Origin of the sequence: Halomonas alimentaria (genome assembly GCF_009902005.1) — a bacterium.
Classification (GTDB): domain Bacteria; phylum Pseudomonadota; class Gammaproteobacteria; order Pseudomonadales; family Halomonadaceae; genus Halomonas; species Halomonas alimentaria.
The window spans coordinates 2,537,009-2,552,607 of sequence record NZ_WUTT01000001.1; the positions used below are offsets into that span (position 1 = coordinate 2,537,009).

The 15,599-nt window shown below is 68.6% G+C and carries 14 protein-coding genes; 1 reads left to right on the forward strand and 13 read right to left on the reverse strand.

What is annotated here, in order from left to right; all coding sequences use genetic code 11:
- Positions 1–30: 30 nt before the first annotated feature.
- Entirely contained in the window at positions 31–393 is a 363-nt protein-coding gene (locus GRB96_RS12005; protein ID WP_205743531.1) for a hypothetical protein, read from the reverse strand.
- Positions 394–492: 99 nt separating this feature from the next.
- Between GRB96_RS12005 and GRB96_RS12010 the strand changes: the two genes are divergently transcribed.
- Positions 493–960, forward strand: coding sequence for a DUF721 domain-containing protein (locus GRB96_RS12010; RefSeq protein WP_170293777.1), 468 nt, complete (start codon positions 493–495; stop codon positions 958–960).
- A 109-nt stretch (positions 961–1,069) separates the two neighbouring features.
- Here the strand turns inward: GRB96_RS12010 and lpxC are convergent, their stop codons facing one another.
- The 12 genes from lpxC to GRB96_RS12070 form a co-directional block, all read right to left on the reverse strand.
- Positions 1,070–1,981: a UDP-3-O-acyl-N-acetylglucosamine deacetylase gene (lpxC, locus tag GRB96_RS12015; protein ID WP_161432362.1), complete on the reverse strand. Its 912-nt coding sequence runs from the start codon at positions 1,979–1,981 to the stop codon at positions 1,070–1,072.
- A 112-nt stretch (positions 1,982–2,093) separates the two neighbouring features.
- Entirely contained in the window at positions 2,094–3,272 is a 1,179-nt protein-coding gene (ftsZ, locus tag GRB96_RS12020; protein ID WP_161432363.1) for a cell division protein FtsZ, read from the reverse strand.
- Between the two features lie 35 nt (positions 3,273–3,307).
- A complete protein-coding gene (gene ftsA, locus GRB96_RS12025; RefSeq protein ID WP_161432364.1) occupies positions 3,308–4,597 on the reverse strand; it encodes a cell division protein FtsA in 1,290 nt (429 codons plus the stop codon).
- 194 nt (positions 4,598–4,791) lie between these two features.
- Positions 4,792–5,517, reverse strand: coding sequence for a cell division protein FtsQ/DivIB (locus GRB96_RS12030; RefSeq protein ID WP_161432365.1), 726 nt, complete (start codon positions 5,515–5,517; stop codon positions 4,792–4,794).
- Complete coding sequence (locus tag GRB96_RS12035) at positions 5,514–6,443, reverse strand: D-alanine--D-alanine ligase (protein ID WP_161432366.1); 930 nt, start codon at positions 6,441–6,443, stop codon at positions 5,514–5,516. Before GRB96_RS12035 ends, GRB96_RS12030 begins: the two co-directional genes overlap by 4 nt.
- A complete protein-coding gene (murC, locus tag GRB96_RS12040) occupies positions 6,440–7,897 on the reverse strand; it encodes a UDP-N-acetylmuramate--L-alanine ligase (protein ID WP_161433106.1) in 1,458 nt (485 codons plus the stop codon). The genes GRB96_RS12035 and murC overlap by 4 nt, the downstream gene beginning before the upstream one ends.
- Before the next feature lie 13 nt (positions 7,898–7,910).
- Positions 7,911–8,999, reverse strand: a complete 1,089-nt coding sequence (gene murG / locus GRB96_RS12045) for an undecaprenyldiphospho-muramoylpentapeptide beta-N-acetylglucosaminyltransferase (RefSeq protein ID WP_161432367.1) — start codon at positions 8,997–8,999, stop codon at positions 7,911–7,913.
- Positions 8,996–10,219 (reverse strand): putative lipid II flippase FtsW, encoded by a 1,224-nt coding sequence (gene ftsW / locus GRB96_RS12050; RefSeq protein WP_161432368.1) that lies wholly within the window; start codon positions 10,217–10,219, stop codon positions 8,996–8,998. The genes murG and ftsW overlap by 4 nt, the downstream gene beginning before the upstream one ends.
- Entirely contained in the window at positions 10,216–11,628 is a 1,413-nt protein-coding gene (gene murD / locus GRB96_RS12055; protein WP_161432369.1) for a UDP-N-acetylmuramoyl-L-alanine--D-glutamate ligase, read from the reverse strand. The genes ftsW and murD overlap by 4 nt, the downstream gene beginning before the upstream one ends.
- Positions 11,628–12,710: a phospho-N-acetylmuramoyl-pentapeptide-transferase gene (gene mraY / locus GRB96_RS12060; RefSeq protein ID WP_161432370.1), complete on the reverse strand. Its 1,083-nt coding sequence runs from the start codon at positions 12,708–12,710 to the stop codon at positions 11,628–11,630. The genes murD and mraY overlap by 1 nt, the downstream gene beginning before the upstream one ends.
- A gap of 9 nt (positions 12,711–12,719) precedes the next feature.
- Entirely contained in the window at positions 12,720–14,087 is a 1,368-nt protein-coding gene (locus GRB96_RS12065; protein WP_161433107.1) for a UDP-N-acetylmuramoyl-tripeptide--D-alanyl-D-alanine ligase, read from the reverse strand.
- Positions 14,087–15,589: a UDP-N-acetylmuramoyl-L-alanyl-D-glutamate--2,6-diaminopimelate ligase gene (locus tag GRB96_RS12070; RefSeq protein ID WP_161432371.1), complete on the reverse strand. Its 1,503-nt coding sequence runs from the start codon at positions 15,587–15,589 to the stop codon at positions 14,087–14,089. Before GRB96_RS12070 ends, GRB96_RS12065 begins: the two co-directional genes overlap by 1 nt.
- Positions 15,590–15,599 lie beyond the last annotated feature (10 nt).

Below are 15,599 nucleotides of genomic sequence, written 5' to 3' on the forward strand. Positions count from 1 at the left end.
GGCCCGGGGCGGTCGGCCATGGTCAGGGGTTCAGCTTGCCCACGCAGGGGGAGGACCGCGGCGAGTCAGGACGTCATGGGCGGCGGTGGCCTGCAGGATGGCCACGCGTGGGAGTGCGGGCATGCCGCCACGGGGTGTCACGCTGGCCCGCCGCAGCAGCGGCCAGCCCCGCATCCGGCGGCGCGCCTTGAGCCGCGAGCTGGCTCGAATCAGCGCCGGGGCCAGGATGCACACCTGCACCAGCCGCTCGGCCTGACGCGTCAGGTCACCCTGGGCAAGGCCCGCGGGGAGCAGGCAGCTCACCAGCAGGCCAGCCAGCCACCAGCGGGCGTGACGCCGCGATGGAGCGGGCCTGGCGGGTGTGGCTGGCGAGTGGCTGAGGGTCACGGCCATGCTGTCGAGGGGCTCCCGGGCGTGCTAGTCTGGCGGGCGCTGCAGGCCCATCGCGTTTATCGTCTGACCCGCCTGGCGCGGGCCGAGAGAGTCAAGCCCATGAGTATAAAGGTTAAGCGCTTTCGCGCCCAGCCCATGTCCCGGCTGCTTGGCGGGCGCGGCGAACTCGGCTCGCTGATGCGCATGGCGAGGCTGATCGACCTCGCCCAGTCACACCTGCGCGCCCACCTGCCCGAGGAGCTTGCCGAGCACCTGCATGTCGGCGGCTTTCGCGACGGCAAGCTGACCCTGATCGCCGACGGTGCCGCCTGGTTGACCCGACTGCGCTATGAACAGCCTCGCCTGCTGGAACTATTGCACGAGTTGCCCGGCTTCGAGGCGGTCCAGGGGTTCAACCTGAAGGTCAGGCCCGTGCGCCCACCCAAGGCACCGCTACGCCAGGTTCGCCATCTGCCGACCCGGGCCGCCGACGAGATCTCCAGCTGCGCCGCCGATACCGAGGACCCGAGGCTCAGGGAAGCCCTGGAGCGGCTCGCCTCCCATGCCGAACGGAAGGACGAGCCGTAAGCTGGAAGCTGGAGCGCGCCATAAAGCAAACCGCCCCCGTGGCATGACCACGGGGGCGGTTCTCTTGCAGCTTGAAGCTTATGGCTTACAGCTCCCAGCGCAGCCGGGTTCAGGCCATGGCGGGGGCAGCATAGGAGATCGGGGCGACCTCGCTCTCGTCCTCGAAGGTGACGATCTCGTAGGCATCGGGCTGGTCCATCAGGGCGCGACACAGCTGATTGTTCAGGGCATGCCCGGACTTCACGCCATGGAATTCGCCGATCAGGCTGTAGCCCAGCTGGTAGAGATCACCGATGGCATCGAGCACCTTGTGCTTGACGAACTCGTCGTCGTAGCGCAACCCGCCCTCGTTGACGATGCGGTAGTCGTCCACGACGATGGCGTTGTCGAGGCTGCCACCCAGCGCCAGGTTGTTGGAGCGCAGGTACTCCAGGTCACGCATGAAGCCGAAGGTGCGCGCCCGCGACACCTCCTTGACGAAGGAGGTGGTGGAGAAGTCCACGGCGGCGGTCTGGGTCTGGCTCTCGAACACCGGATGGTCGAAGTCGATGGAGAAGCCTACCTTGAAGCCCTTGTGGGGGCGGAAGGTGGCTTCCTTGTCGCCATCACGCACCGTCAGCTCGCGCTTGATGCGCATGAACTTCTTGGGGGCGTTCTGCTCGCTGATCCCCGCTGACTGGATCAGGAACACGAAGGGGCCGGCGCTGCCATCCATGATCGGCACCTCGGCGGCACTGAGATCCACGTAGGCGTTGTCGATACCCAGCCCGGCCAGCGCCGACATCAGGTGCTCCACGGTGGCAACCTTGGCGCCGGCATGGGTCAGGGCGGTGCACAGGGTGGTATCGGTCACCAGTTCCGCGCGGGCCGGAATCTGCACCTCGGGATCCAGGTCGGTGCGCACGAAGATGATGCCGCTATCCACGGGCGCCGGCCTCAGGGTCATGTAGACCTTCTTTCCGGAATGCAGGCCGACGCCGGTGGCGCGGATGACGTTCTTCAGGGTGCGTTGTCTGATCATGGGCAGTGGCCAGGCGGTTATCGGATTATCAAACAGTGTTCACTATAGCACCGAACGAGCGTTTCAACAAAGAAAGCTCGTTCGGTGCGGCGCATGGCCCCGATAGCCTGCCTCAATCGGCCTGACGACGCAGGAACGCCGGAATATCGAGGTAGTCATCGAGCTCCTGGGAGCGGCGCTTCTCGGGGCGCGGCTTGGGGGCCTCCTCGGGCTCGGCACGGGCCGCCGCGGCGGAGGACTGCCGTGCAGCGATACCCGGCTGGGCACTGCGACGGTAGTCGCCACCCGCCTCGACCCGCTTGGCACTCTCGCGGCTCGACGCCTTCTTCTGGGCACCCTCGAGACCGGCGGCCACCACGGTGACGCGCAGCTCGTCGGTCAACTCCATGTCGATGGAGGTACCCACCACGATGGTGGCATCCTGGGAGGCGAACTCCTGGACGGTGGCACCCACATCGTTGAACTCGCCGATGGAGAGGTCCGGACCGGCGGTGATATTGACCAGGATACCGCGGGCGCCGTGGAGGTCGATGTCCTCCAGCAGCGGGCTGCGGATGGCCTTCTCGGCGGCCTCGCGGGCGCGGTTCTCCCCGGTGGCGCTGCCCGTGCCCATCATCGCCATGCCCATCTCGGACATCACGGTGCGTACGTCGGCGAAGTCGACGTTGATGATGCCGGGGCTGGTGATCAGCTCGGCGATCCCCTGCACGGCCCCCAGCAGAACATCATTGGCGGCACTGAAGGCGGAGAGCAGGCTGGCACTCTTGCCCAGCACCGAGAGCAGTTTCTCGTTGGGAATGGTGATCAGCGAATCGACGTGCTCGGAGAGCTCACGCATGCCCTCTTCGGCGGCGCGCATGCGCTTGGGACCCTCGAAGGGGAAGGGCCGGGTCACCACCGCCACGGTGAGGATGCCCAGCTCCTTGGCCACCTGCGCTACCACGGGGGCACCACCGGTGCCGGTGCCACCACCCATGCCGGCGGTGATGAACACCATATCGGCGCCCTCGAGCAGCTCGGCGATGCGCTCGCGATCCTCCATGGCGGCCTGGCGCCCCACATCGGGGTTGGCACCGGCCCCCAGCCCCTTGGTGATCTCGTTGCCGAGCTGGAGCACGGTCTTGGCCGCCACTCGCTTGAGGGCCTGGGCATCGGTGTTGGCGCAGATGAACTCCACGCCCTCGATGCTGCTCTCGACCATGTGGTTGACGGCATTGCCGCCGCCGCCGCCCACGCCGATCACCTTGATGACCGCGCTGCTTGAGGGTGCGCTATCTACCAGTTCAAACATTTGCCCCGTCTCCTGAACCGCCGCTGGCGATCCTGTCAGAAATTTCCTTTCAACCAGCCCTTCAGCCTCGTCAGCGCCGAGAGTCCTTCCCTGTCGCCGCGGCGTGCGGCGTCCTCGCGCCGGGACTGTGCGGACATCATGCTGCCCTGTGCCTGTCGACCGTGCCCCTGCCGTGTTTCTTGTAGAGCGTAATGTAACAAACCGACTCCGGTCGAATAAATCGGGTTGCGCACCACATCGGCCAGCCCGCGGACGTTCTGCGGGCAGGCGATGCGCACCGGCATGTGAAAGATCTCCTCGGCCAGCTCCACCACACCCTCCATGCGGGCGGTACCCCCGGTCAGCACCACACCGGCGGCCACCAGGTCCTCGTAACCGCTGCGGCGCAGCTCGTCGCGGACCAGGGTGAAGAGCTCCTCGTAGCGCGGCTCGACCACCTCGGCGAGAGCCTGGCGCGAGAGGTCGCGGGCCGGGCGGTCACCGACGCTGGGCACCTTGATCATCTCGTCGCTGGCGGCCAGCTGAGTCAGCGCACAGGCGTACTTGACCTTGATCTCTTCCGCGTGCTGGGTCGGCGTGCGCAGCGCCATGGCAATGTCGTTGGTGACCTGGTCGCCGGCGATGGGGATCACCGCGGTGTAGCGAATGGCCCCCTCGGTGAACACGGCGATATCGGTGGTACCACCACCGATATCGACCATGCAGACCCCGAGCTCGCGCTCATCCTCGGTAAGCACCGCCATGCTGGAGGCGAGCTGCTCGAGGATGATGGCGTCGACCTCCAGTCCGCAGCGGCGCACGCACTTCTCGATGTTCTGCACCGCATTGAGGGCGGCCGTGACCAGATGGACGCGCGCCTCCAGGCGCACACCGGACATGCCCAGCGGCTCGCGGATGCCGCCCTGGGCATCGATGGCGAACTCCTGGGGCAGCACGTGCAATACCCGCTGACCCTCGGAGATGGCCCGGGCACGGGCCGAATCGATCACGCGGTCGATATCCGAAGGGGTGACCTCGCGCTCCTTGATCGCCACCACGCCATCGGAGTTCATGGAACTGATATGGCTGCCCGCGACCCCCACATAGACCGAGTGGATATCGCAGCCAGCCATCAGTTCCGCCTCTTCCACGGCACGCTGGATCGACTGCACCGTGGATTCGATATTGATCACCACTCCCTTCTTCATGCCTCGGGAGGGGTGCGAGCCGATACCGGCGATCTCGATGCCGCCGTCATCGGTGGGCTGCCCCACGATCGCCACCACCTTGGACGTTCCGATATCCAGCCCGACTACCATATTGGACGCATTGGATGGACCTGCCATGAGTCGGGAAGTCTCCTCGAACCTGGCCCGCTTGATGGGCCTGCAACACGAAAATGAACCTGGGGCCAATTATAGGAACAACTGAGCGTATTCCTCCACCCCGGAACGAAAAAGCCCCTTCACGATACGGCCATTTTGTCGCGAAAGAAACAGGCGTATGCCCTTCACCATGCGTGTTTGGCCGAAAAAAGGGCTCAGCCCTCCTCTTCGCCATCCTGCTCGAGAGGGTCGCTTTCGCCGTGCCATGCCACGGCCACCCCATTGGGGTATCGAAGGTCGATGTAGCGGATATGCGACGCCTGCTCTTCGAGCTGTCGACGCCAGGCCGCGGTCAGGCGCGCCAGGCGCCCTTCGCGGTCACTGCGCCCCAGCATCACCCAGACGCCGTCATCGAGCTGGAAGCGCCAGGCGCCCCGCGGCTCCAGTCGCAGCTGGGTCAGCTCGAGCCCCAGTTCGGCGAAGCGCGTGGCGAGACGTTCATGGTAGGCGAGCACCTCGGCACCGCTTCCGCGGGGACCGGCGAGATCGGGCAGGTCGCCGGGAGGCGACACCGGGCCGGTGGCGAAGGGTTCCCCCTCGGGATTGAGCAGGTAATCATCGTTCCAGCGTGCGACCGGCACCTGCTCCACCAGTTCGAGGGTCAGGGCATTGGGCCATTCGCGGCTGACCCGAGCCTCGGCGATCCACTCGACCTCCAGGGCCTGCTCGCGTAGTTCAGCGACATCCACCGACAGCCAGGTATGGCCACGCAGCAGCGGCGTCAGCTCGCTGCGCAGATAGTCGGCGCTGACATGCTCCAGGTCACCGCCGATCGAGACGCGCTCGAGGGGGCGATCCAGCCACAGCCACAGCGCCCTGCCACCGGCGCCGAACAACACCACCAGCAGCATCACGCCCAGCCATCCACCACGCTGGTTCATGCCGGACGGCTCTCCAGGGTAGCGGCAAGGATGCGCAGCACCAGCGTCTCGAAGTCGATGCCGACATGGGCCGCGGCCTGGGGAACCAGGCTATGGTCGGTCATGCCCGGGGAGGTGTTGACCTCGATCAGCCAGAAGCGTCCCTGGGCATCACGCATCACGTCGACACGTCCCCAGCCCTCACCGCCCACCGCGGCGAAGGCCTGGCGGCACAGCTCACCCAGCTCGGCCTCGTCGCTCTCCCCCAGCCCACAGGGCAGGTGGTAGAGGGTCTCGTCGGAGAGGTACTTGGCCTCGTAATCGTAGAAGCCACCGGCGGCCTCCACGCGGATCGCCGGCAGCACCTCGTCGCCGAGCAGCGACACCGTGTACTCCTCGCCCTTCACGAAGCGTTCGGCCATCACCCGGGCATCGAAACGCGCCGCCTCGTGGTAGGCCTCGGCCAGCGCCTCGGCGCTTTCCACCACACTGATGCCCAGTGTCGAGCCTTCGTGAACCGGCTTGACGATCAGCGGCAACCCCAGGCGTTCCACCACGGCCTGCCAGTCGGCTGCCGGCCCCAGCATCTCCGCCTCGGGGGTAGGCATGCCGAGTGCCTGCCACACCAGCTTGGTGCGCTGCTTGTCCATGCCCAGCGCCGAGGCCAGCACCCCGCTGCCGGTATAGGGAATGCCCAGCAGTTCCAGCGCCCCCTGCAGGGTGCCGTCCTCGCCACCACGCCCGTGCAGAGCAATGAATACGCGATCCGGAGCCAGCGCCTCGAGCCCCACCAGGCCGCCATCGGCCGGGTCGTAGCCGACCGCATCGACACCGGAGCGGGTGAGCGCCGATAGCACTGCCTGCCCGCTCTTCAGCGATACCTCACGTTCGGCGGAACTGCCGCCGAAGAGCACCGCCACGCGCCCCAGTTCAGTCACCAGGCTCATAGCGTCACCTCCTCGAATGCCAGCGCCGCCTCGGCCAGCGCCAGGGAGATGCCACCGATATCACCGGCCCCCTGGGTAATCAGGATATCGTCGGGCCTGAGCACGCGGCCGAGCAGTTCGGGCAGCTCTGCCTTGTCCTGGACGAAGATCGGGTCGACGGCGCCGCGCTGCCGAATGGAGCCGGCCAGGGTGCGCCCCTCGGCACCGGGGATCGCCGCCTCACCCGCGCTGTAGACGTCGAGCAGCAGCAGGGTGTCGACTCCGCCCAGAACCCGCACGAAGTCTTCAAAGAGATCACGAGTGCGCGTGTAGCGGTGTGGCTGATAAAGCATCACCAGGCGACGCTCGGGCCAGCCGGCACGCACCGCCTGAATCACCATCTCCACCTCACGAGGATGGTGACCATAGTCGTCCACCAGCATCACCTCGCCCTCGCCTCCCGGGGCCGGGTAGTGGCCGTGGACCTGGAAGCGACGTCCCACCCCCTGGAAACCGGCAAGGCCGCGCAGGATGGCGTCATCATCCACGCCGGCGTCACTGGCCACGGCGATGGCGGCCAGGGCATTCAGTGCGTTGTGGCGGCCGGGCATCGCCAATCTCACCTCGAGGGGAGCCAGCTCGCCGGGACGGCGGGCGGTGAAGCGCACCTCGCCCTGGGCCTGGACGAAGTCCTCGACGCGGTAATCGGCATCCTCGCTGAAGCCGTAGGTGACGAACTGGCGGCTGACACGGTCGAGCAGCCCGCGCACATGTTCATCATCGATACACAGGATGGCCAGTCCGTAGAAAGGCAGGTTGTGCAGAAACTCGATGAAGGTGCCCTTGAGCTTCTCGAAGTCACCGCCGTAGGTGCTCATGTGGTCGGCGTCGATATTGGTGACGATGGAGACCATGGGCTGCAGGTGCAGGAAGGAGGCATCGGACTCGTCGGCCTCGGCCACCAGATAATCGCCCTCCCCCAAGCGTGCGTTGGTGCCGGCGCTGGTCAGCCGACCGCCGATCACGAAGGTGGGATCGAGACCACCCTCGCCGAGCAGGGTCGCGGTCAGGCTGGTGGTGGTGGTCTTGCCGTGGGTACCGGCCACGGCGATGCCGTGGCGGAAGCGCATCAGCTCGGCAAGCATCTCGGCACGCCGCACCACCGGCACACGATGCTCATGGGCCCAGACGATCTCGGGGTTGGTCTCGTCCACCGCGGTGGAGACCACCACCACGTCGGCGCCGGCGACGTGCTCGGCGGCATGACCGATGGCCACGCGGATTCCGCAGCGGCGCAGCCTGGCGACCACCGGCGACTCGCGCAGGTCGCTGCCGCTGACGGTGTAGCCCTGGTTGGCCAGCACCTCGGCGATACCGCACATGCCGGCACCGCCGATGCCCACGAAGTGGATGTTGCGGATACGGCGCATGCCCAGACCGCGACCATGGCGGGCGGGCTCGGCCTGGCCGGGCATCGGATGTGATCTGCTATCGCTCAAAGCCTGTCTCCATGCAGCCGGCCACCAGGCGCTCGACGGCGTCGAGATGGGCGCAGGCGCGGGCCCGCGACGCCATGGTGGCGAGGGTATCGGGGTCGAGCAGCGCCGCCAGCCGGTCGGCCAGCGACGCTGCACTGAGTTCTCTCTGGGGCAGCAGCTCGGCGGCGCCCTCCTCCACCAGCGCCCTGGCATTGGCGGTCTGGTGGTCGTCCACGGCGTGCGGGAAGGGCACGAACAGCGCCGGCTTGGCCGCGGCGGCGAGCTCCGCCACGGTCAGTGCCCCGGCCCGGCACACCACCAGGTCGGCCCAGGCATAGGCGGAAGCCATATCATCGATAAAGGCGGTGACCTCCCCGACGACGCCCTGCCGAGCGTAGGCATCGCGGGTGGCGGCATCCTTGTCACGACCGGCCTGGTGGTGAACCTCGGGTCTGAGCTCCTCGGGCAGCCGGGCCAGGGCCGCCGGCAGGCCCTCGTTCAATGCCTGGGCGCCCAGGGAGCCGCCGACCACCAGCAGGCGCAGCGGACGCCCGGCCATCTCGGCGACGCCACGCGGGGCCTCGCCGAGGATCGCGATCTCGTCGCGCACCGGGTTGCCGATCACCTCGCCGCGGCCCCGGAAGGCCTGGGGGAAAGCCGCATAGACCCGCCGCGCCAGCCGCGCCAGGGCACGGTTGGTGAGACCGGCCACGGCGTTCTGCTCGTGGATCACCAGCGGGCGCCGCGACAGCCAGGCGGCGAGTCCGCCGGGGCCACTGGCGAAGCCACCCAGTCCCACCACCAGCTGGGGGTCGAAGGCACGGATCACCCGCCATGCCTGCCATACCGCCCGGCTCAGGTTGAAGGGCGCCAGCAGCCAGCCGGCCGCGCCGTTGCCGCGCAGGCCGGCCACGGCGATGCGATGGAGGGGAATGCCTGCCTCCGGCACCAGGCGGTTCTCGATGCCCCGCGGGCTGCCCAGCCAGGCGACCTCCACGCCGCGGGCCTGAAGGCCACGGGCCAGGGAGAGCGCGGGGATCACATGGCCCCCGGTACCGCCGGCCATGATCAGAGCCCGACGGGGAGTGGATTCGCTCATGGCTCGACTCCTTGTCTGGCCAGTGTGGACGAGCCGACAGCCGCCACCGGGCGTGGAGCCGCTGGTGAGCGGCGTCGCTGTTCACGCCGCGTCTCGATATCCACGCGCAGCAGCATCGCCACCATGCAGGTACATACCAGCAGACTGGAGCCGCCGTAGCTGAGCAGCGGCAGGGTCAGCCCCTTGGTGGGCAGCATGCCGCTGCTCACCGCGATATTGATGAATGCCTGGGCGCCGATCACCAGTGCGATGCCATAGCTGAGGTACGCGGAAAATGCTCGACCCGCCAGCTCGGCACGCCGCCCCACCGCCATGGCGCGCCACACCAGCAGGGCGAAGAGGCCGATGACGCAGACCGCCCCCAGCAGCCCGAGCTCCTCGGCCAGCACCGCGAAGACGAAGTCGGTGTGCGCCTCGGGCAGGTAGAAGAGCTTCTGGACGCTGTTGCCCAGCCCCACACCCAGCCACCCGCCGCGACCGAAGGCGATGAGCGCCTGGGTCAGCTGGTAGCCGCTGGCGAACTGGTCGGCCCAGGGATCGACGAAGCTGGTCAGTCGCGCCAGCCGGTAGGGCTCGGCGATGGCCAGCAGGGCACCACCGGCGGCCACCAGCAGCGCCAGCAGCAGGAAGCGTCCCCAGGGCGCACCGGCCATCAGCAGCATGCCCATCACGCAGCCGGTCAACACCACCACGGCGCCGTAGTCGGGCTCCATGATCAGCAGGACCCCGTACAGGCCAAGTACCACCAGGGGGCGCAGGAAGGCCCCCCAGTGCCGACGCACCTGGGGCAGGAAGCGCTCCAGGTAGCCTGCCAGATAGACAATCAGGAACAGCTTGGCGAATTCGGAGGCCTGGACATTGAAGGGCACCCCGGGAATCGACAGCCAGCGCCTGCTGCCGTTGACCTCGCGCCCCACCAGCAGAACCAGCGCCAGCAGAAGCAACCCCAGCAGCAGCAGCAGGGGGCCGTTGGCCCTCCACCAACCCAGCGGCACGCGCAGCACGCCGGTCGCCACCGTGATCGCCACCAGCAGGAAGATGCCGTGACGAATGCTGAAGTACCAGGGGTTACCGGTCAGGCTCGCCGCCACGCCGGTGGAGGCGGAGGTGACCATGACCCAGCCGACCAGTAGCAGTGCCAAGGCGGCCACCAGCAGCCATCCGTCAACGGGGTGGTCACGGGTCGAGAGTGCCTCGCGGAGTCTTGCCAGTCGGCTCATGCCCCCTCCTGCGCCAGGTGATGGTGGACCCAGTCGCGAAAGGCGTCGCCACGCACCTGATAGTTTCTGAACTGATCGAGGCTGGCACAGGCCGGCGAGAGCAGCACAGCATCTCCCGGTTCGGCGATGGTCACGGCCCGTGCCAGGGCCGTGGCCAGGTCGGCGACCCGGGTGACCGGCAGCCGCCCGGCGAGAGCCGCCTCGAGGCGGCCGGCATCGGCACCGAACAGGATCGCCTCGCGGCCGAAACGCGCCAGGGGCTCGGCCAGGGGCGTGAAGTCGGCGCCCTTGCCCACGCCACCGGCCAGCAGGATCAGCCGGCCATCGAGGGTGGGGCCAAGCCCGGCGATGGCCGCCAGGGTCGCGCCGACGTTGGTGCCCTTGGAGTCGTTGATCCAGCGCACGCCGCCCGCCTCGGCGACCAGCTCGCTGCGGTGGGGCAACCCCGGGAAGCGTTCGAGCACCGCCCGCATGGCATCCAGCGGAAAGCCGAGCCGATGGCCCATGGCCAGGGCCGCCAGGGCGTTGGCCTGGTGGTGACGGCCGGCCAGGCGCATGGCGGCGACGGGCATCAGCGGCGACTCGCCATGCATCAGCCAGTCACCACCGTCGCGGCCGGCCACACCCCAGTCGTCGCCCTGCGGCAGCCCGGTGGTAAAGCGATCGACAACGGGCACCTCCCCCGCCGGCCAGGTCAGGGCGTCGTCGGCATTGACCACGGCGTGGCGTGCGCCCCGGAAGATGGCGAGTTTGGCGGCACGGTAGCCGGCCATGTCGCCATGGCGGTCCAGATGGTCCTCGGAGAGGTTGAGGAAGGCGGCGCTCTCGGCGCCCAGGTGCGGCGTGGTCTCGAGCTGGAAGCTGGAAAGCTCCAGCACGTAGAGCCCGGCATCGGGCACCTCGGCAAGCAGATCGAGAGCCGGGGTACCGAGATTGCCTCCCACGGCCACCCGCACCCCCGCCTCACGGGCCATCTCACCGACCAGCGTCGTCACGGTGGACTTGGCATTGGAGCCGGTGATCGCGGCGATGGGCGCTCGGGCCGCGCGCACGAAGAGCGCGATCTCGCCGATCAGTCGCGGCTCGCCGGTGGCGGGATTGATGCCCCCGGCCAGCGTCTCGAGCCCCTCCGTGTGCGGGTCGATGCCGGGGCTCAGCACCACCTCCTCGACCGCCTCGAGGTCGAGTGCATCGAGGGGACCGAGGTGTAACGCGACCCCGGGATGGGCGGCCCGGAAGTCATCCACTCCGGGCGGCGCCTCGCGGGTGTCGGCGACCATGAAGGGCACGCCAAGCCGCGCCAGATGGCGACAGATCGCGCGACCGGAGAGCCCCAGCCCCACCACCAGGGTGGTGCCGGGGGGCACCGGGATGACGGCATCATGCGTGGCGGTCGCGTCGTGTTCCATCAGCGCACCTTGAGGGTGGCCAGCCCGATCAGCACCAGCACCACGGTGATGATCCAGAAGCGCACGATGACCCGCGGCTCCGGCCAGCCCTTGAGCTCGTAATGGTGGTGCAGCGGCGCCATCCGGAAGATGCGCCGACCGGTGAGCTTGTAGGACGCCACCTGCAGGATCACCGAGACGGTCTCCATCACGAAGATACCGCCCATGATGAACAGAACGATCTCCTGGCGCACGATCACCGCCACCACGCCGAGGGCCGCGCCCAGGGCCAGCGCCCCCACGTCGCCCATGAACACCTGGGCCGGATAGGTGTTGAACCACAGGAAGCCCAGGCCGGCGCCGGCGATGGTGGCACAGAACACGGCGAGCTCACCGGCCCCGGGAATCCCCGGGATCTGCAGATATTCGGCAAACACCGCATTGCCGCTGGCATAGGCGAAGATCCCCAGCCCCATGGCCACCAGCACGGTGGGCATGATCGCCAGGCCATCGAGGCCGTCGGTAAGGTTGACGGCGTTGGAGCTGCCGACGATCACCAGATAGGCCAGCACCACGTAGAAGAGCCCCAGCGGCAACACGAACTCCTTGAACAGCGGCACGATCAGGCTGGTCTCCACCGGCGAGGCGGCGGTGACATAGAGCAGCACCGCCGCCGCCAGGCCGATCACCGACTGCCAGAGATATTTCCAGCGAGCCGGCAGGCCGCGCGGATTCTTCTCCACGACCTTGCGGTAATCATCGACCCACCCGATGGCACCGAAGCCCAGGGTCACGGCCAGCACGACCCACACATAATGGTTGGCCAGGTCTCCCCACAGCAGGGTACTGACGGCGATGGCCATCAGGATCATGGCGCCGCCCATGGTCGGGGTGCCCGCCTTGGAGAGATGCGACTGGGGACCATCGTCACGCACCGCCTGGCCGATCTGCCCCTCGACCAGCCGGCGGATCATCACCGGGCCGAGCCACAGGCAGAGCACCAGGGCGGTGATGGTGGCGAGGATCATCCTCAGCGTGAGGTATTCGAAGACATTGAAGGCACTGAAGTACTGCGCCAGGAATTCAGCCAGATAGAGAAGCATGTATCACGTTCACCGTGTTGTGTCCTCGCGCAGTGCCGCCACCACCTGCTCCATGGCGACACTCCGCGACCCCTTGACCAGCACGCTGGCGCCGGGGGGAAGATGATCCAGCGCGTGGCGCACCAGCGCCTCGCGGCCGTCGAAATGGCACCCGCCTTCACCGAAGGCATGGCTGGCGGGGCGTGCCGCCTCGCCAAGGGTGCCCAGGAAGTCGATCCCCAGTTCCCGTGCGTGGCGCCCGATCTCGGCGTGCAACGCCGCGGACGCCTCTCCCAACTCTCCCATGGCACCCAGCAGGCACCAGCGCGGCGCTGGCAGGCTGCCCAGCAGCTCGAGTGCGGCCTTCACCGCACCGGGGTTGGCGTTATAGCTGTCATCGATGATTCGGGTGGCGCGGATGCCCGCCACCACGGCCTGGCGGCCGGCCATCGGCTCGACCGCCGCGAGGCCTGCCAGCACATCGCTGACGGAGGCCCCCATGGCCAGGGCCGCCGCCGCCGCGGCCAGGGCATTGGCCACGCTGTGGCGTCCCATCAGTCGCAGACTGACATCGCCAAGCTCGTGGTCGTCGACGACAAGCGTGAAAGCATAGCGCCCGAGGGCATCTGCGACCAGTGAACGCGCCGTGACCCTGGCGCCCTCGGCCAGCCCGAAGTCGAGCACCTCGCGCGGGGCGGCCAGCTGGCTCCAGGTGGCGAAGTAGGTATCGTCGCGGTTGAGCACCGCCACGCCGTCCGCGGGCAGGCCGGCGATAATCTCCGCCTTGGCCTGGGCGATCTGCCCCATGCCTCCGAACTCGCCGACATGGGCACCGGTAACGTTGGTGATCACTGCCACTCGAGGTTCGGCCAGGCCTACCGTCCAGGCGATCTCGCCCAGATGATTGGCCCCCAGCTCCACCACCGCCTGGCGGTGGGCCGGGGTCAGCTCGAGCAGGGTCAGCGGCGCCCCGAAGTCGTTGTTGAGGTTGCCGCGCGTGGCCAGCGTCGCCCCGTGGCGGTTGAGGATTGCCGCCAACAGCTCCTTGACGGTGGTCTTGCCGCTGTTGCCCGTCACCGCCGCCACCGGGCCACCCCAGGCGCGACGACGGGCACGGCCCAACAGACCCAGGGCGAGGCGGGTATCGGCCACCACCAGCTGGGGCAGCGGATCATCCACCGCCCGCTCGACCACGGCGGCCACGGCCCCCGCCTCGCGGGCCTCGGCCAGGAAGTCATGGGCATCGAAGCGCTCGCCGCGCAGCGCGACGAAGAGCGCCCCCGCCGCGACCTTGCGGGTATCGGTAACGATCGCGTCCACCGGCAGGTCCTCGGCCGGGATTGCGATCCCCAGGGCCTCGGCCACCTCGGCCAGGCTGGACAGCCCGCAGCGGCTCATCACGCCCCCTCCCCCTTGCCGCGAGCCGCCAGCGACTGCTCGGCCACCTCGCGGTCGTCGAAGGGGTGGCGCACGCCGGCGATCTCCTGGTAGTTCTCGTGGCCCTTGCCGGCGATCAGCACCACATCGTCGGGGCCCGCCTCGGCCAGGGTGCGGCGGATGGCCGCCGCGCGCCCGGCGATATCCCAGGTCCTTTGACGGGCCGCCTCGCTCAGGCCAGCCATCATCTGCTCGCGGATGGAGGCCGGCGCCTCGCCGCGGGGGTTGTCGTCGGTGACCACCAGGCGGTCGGCGTGGCGCTCGGCGGCGGCGGCCATGGGTGCCCGCTTGCCGGGATCGCGATCGCCGCCACAGCCGAACAGGCACCAGAGCCGGCCCTGGCCGGGCAGGTGGTCGAGCAACGCCGACAGGGCGTTGTCCAGGGCATCAGGGGTATGCGCATAGTCGATCACCACCGTGGGCATCCCGGGCCGTGCCAGGATCTCCATGCGCCCGGGCACCGGTGCGAGATGCTCCACCGCCTCGCACAGTGCCTCGAGGTCGTGCCCCAGCCCGAGCAGCGTGGCCATGGCCAGCAGCACGTTGTCGAGGTTGAAGCGCCCCACCAGCGGCAGTGCCAGCTCGCGCTCGCCCTGGGGTGTGGCGATCAGGGCGCGCTGACCGGTGGCATGGGGGAAGCGCTCCAGCACGCGCAGGGTCACCGCCTCGTCATGTCCGGTGGCGAGTACCCGCACGCCGGCGGACAGGCCGGCCAACATCAGCCGGGCCAGGGGGTCATCGCCATTGACCACGGCGAGCTCGAGCTCGGGCCTGCGAAACAGCCGCGCCTTGGCGGCGGCATAGGCGGCCATGCTGCCGTGGTAGTCGAGGTGGTCGCGGCTCAGGTTGGTGAAGACCGCGGCCTGCACCCGGCAGCCATCGAGGCGGCCCTGCTCCAGGGCATGCGAGGAGACCTCCATGGCCACCCGCGTGACGCCGTCGTCGGCGAGCTCGGCAAGCGAGGCCTGCAGCGCCAGGGGCCCCGGAGTCGTCAATCCGGCGTCGACCAGTTGACCGGGGCGGCCGTTGCCGAGGGTGCCGGTCACCGCGGCATCGACGCCCAGCGACCGGCTCAGCTCGGCGATGTAATGGGTCACCGAGCTCTTGCCGTTGGTGCCGGTGACACCGACCAGCTCGAGGGAATCGGGCACGCCGTAGAGCAGGCGGCCGAGCTCTCCCAGGCGTTCGCGCAGGCCCTCGAGCGGCACTACCCGCGGGTCGGTGAGGCATCCGCGGCCGTCACCCGAGTGGCAGAGCACCCGCAGCGCACCGCCGGCCAGGGCCTGGTCGATGAAGTCGCGCCCGTCCACCGCCACCCCGGGCACCGCGACAAAGACATCGCCCGTCGCCACCCGCCGGCTGTCGGTCTCCAGGCGGGTCTCCCCCTCGCCTTGCGTGACGAACGCGTGGTCGGGCCAGAGCCGCGACAGGGTGGCGTCCAGGCGGGAGAGCGTTATCGACATGACAGGGCTC

Bases quoted from the DNA above. Each gene is read 5' to 3' on its own strand.
- GRB96_RS12005 (WP_205743531.1), bottom strand. From the start codon at position 393: ATGGCCGTGACCCTCAGCCACTCGCCAGCCACACCCGCCAGGCCCGCT.
- GRB96_RS12010 (WP_170293777.1), top strand. From the start codon at position 493: ATGAGTATAAAGGTTAAGCGCTTTCGCGCCCAGCCCATGTCCCGGCTG.
- lpxC (WP_161432362.1), bottom strand. From the start codon at position 1,981: ATGATCAGACAACGCACCCTGAAGAACGTCATCCGCGCCACCGGCGTC.
- ftsZ (WP_161432363.1), bottom strand. From the start codon at position 3,272: ATGTTTGAACTGGTAGATAGCGCACCCTCAAGCAGCGCGGTCATCAAG.
- ftsA (WP_161432364.1), bottom strand. From the start codon at position 4,597: ATGGCAGGTCCATCCAATGCGTCCAATATGGTAGTCGGGCTGGATATC.
- GRB96_RS12030 (WP_161432365.1), bottom strand. From the start codon at position 5,517: ATGAACCAGCGTGGTGGATGGCTGGGCGTGATGCTGCTGGTGGTGTTG.
- GRB96_RS12035 (WP_161432366.1), bottom strand. From the start codon at position 6,443: ATGAGCCTGGTGACTGAACTGGGGCGCGTGGCGGTGCTCTTCGGCGGC.
- murC (WP_161433106.1), bottom strand. From the start codon at position 7,897: ATGCCCGGCCAGGCCGAGCCCGCCCGCCATGGTCGCGGTCTGGGCATG.
- murG (WP_161432367.1), bottom strand. From the start codon at position 8,999: ATGAGCGAATCCACTCCCCGTCGGGCTCTGATCATGGCCGGCGGTACC.
- ftsW (WP_161432368.1), bottom strand. From the start codon at position 10,219: ATGAGCCGACTGGCAAGACTCCGCGAGGCACTCTCGACCCGTGACCAC.
- murD (WP_161432369.1), bottom strand. From the start codon at position 11,628: ATGGAACACGACGCGACCGCCACGCATGATGCCGTCATCCCGGTGCCC.
- mraY (WP_161432370.1), bottom strand. From the start codon at position 12,710: ATGCTTCTCTATCTGGCTGAATTCCTGGCGCAGTACTTCAGTGCCTTC.
- GRB96_RS12065 (WP_161433107.1), bottom strand. From the start codon at position 14,087: ATGAGCCGCTGCGGGCTGTCCAGCCTGGCCGAGGTGGCCGAGGCCCTG.
- GRB96_RS12070 (WP_161432371.1), bottom strand. From the start codon at position 15,589: ATGTCGATAACGCTCTCCCGCCTGGACGCCACCCTGTCGCGGCTCTGG.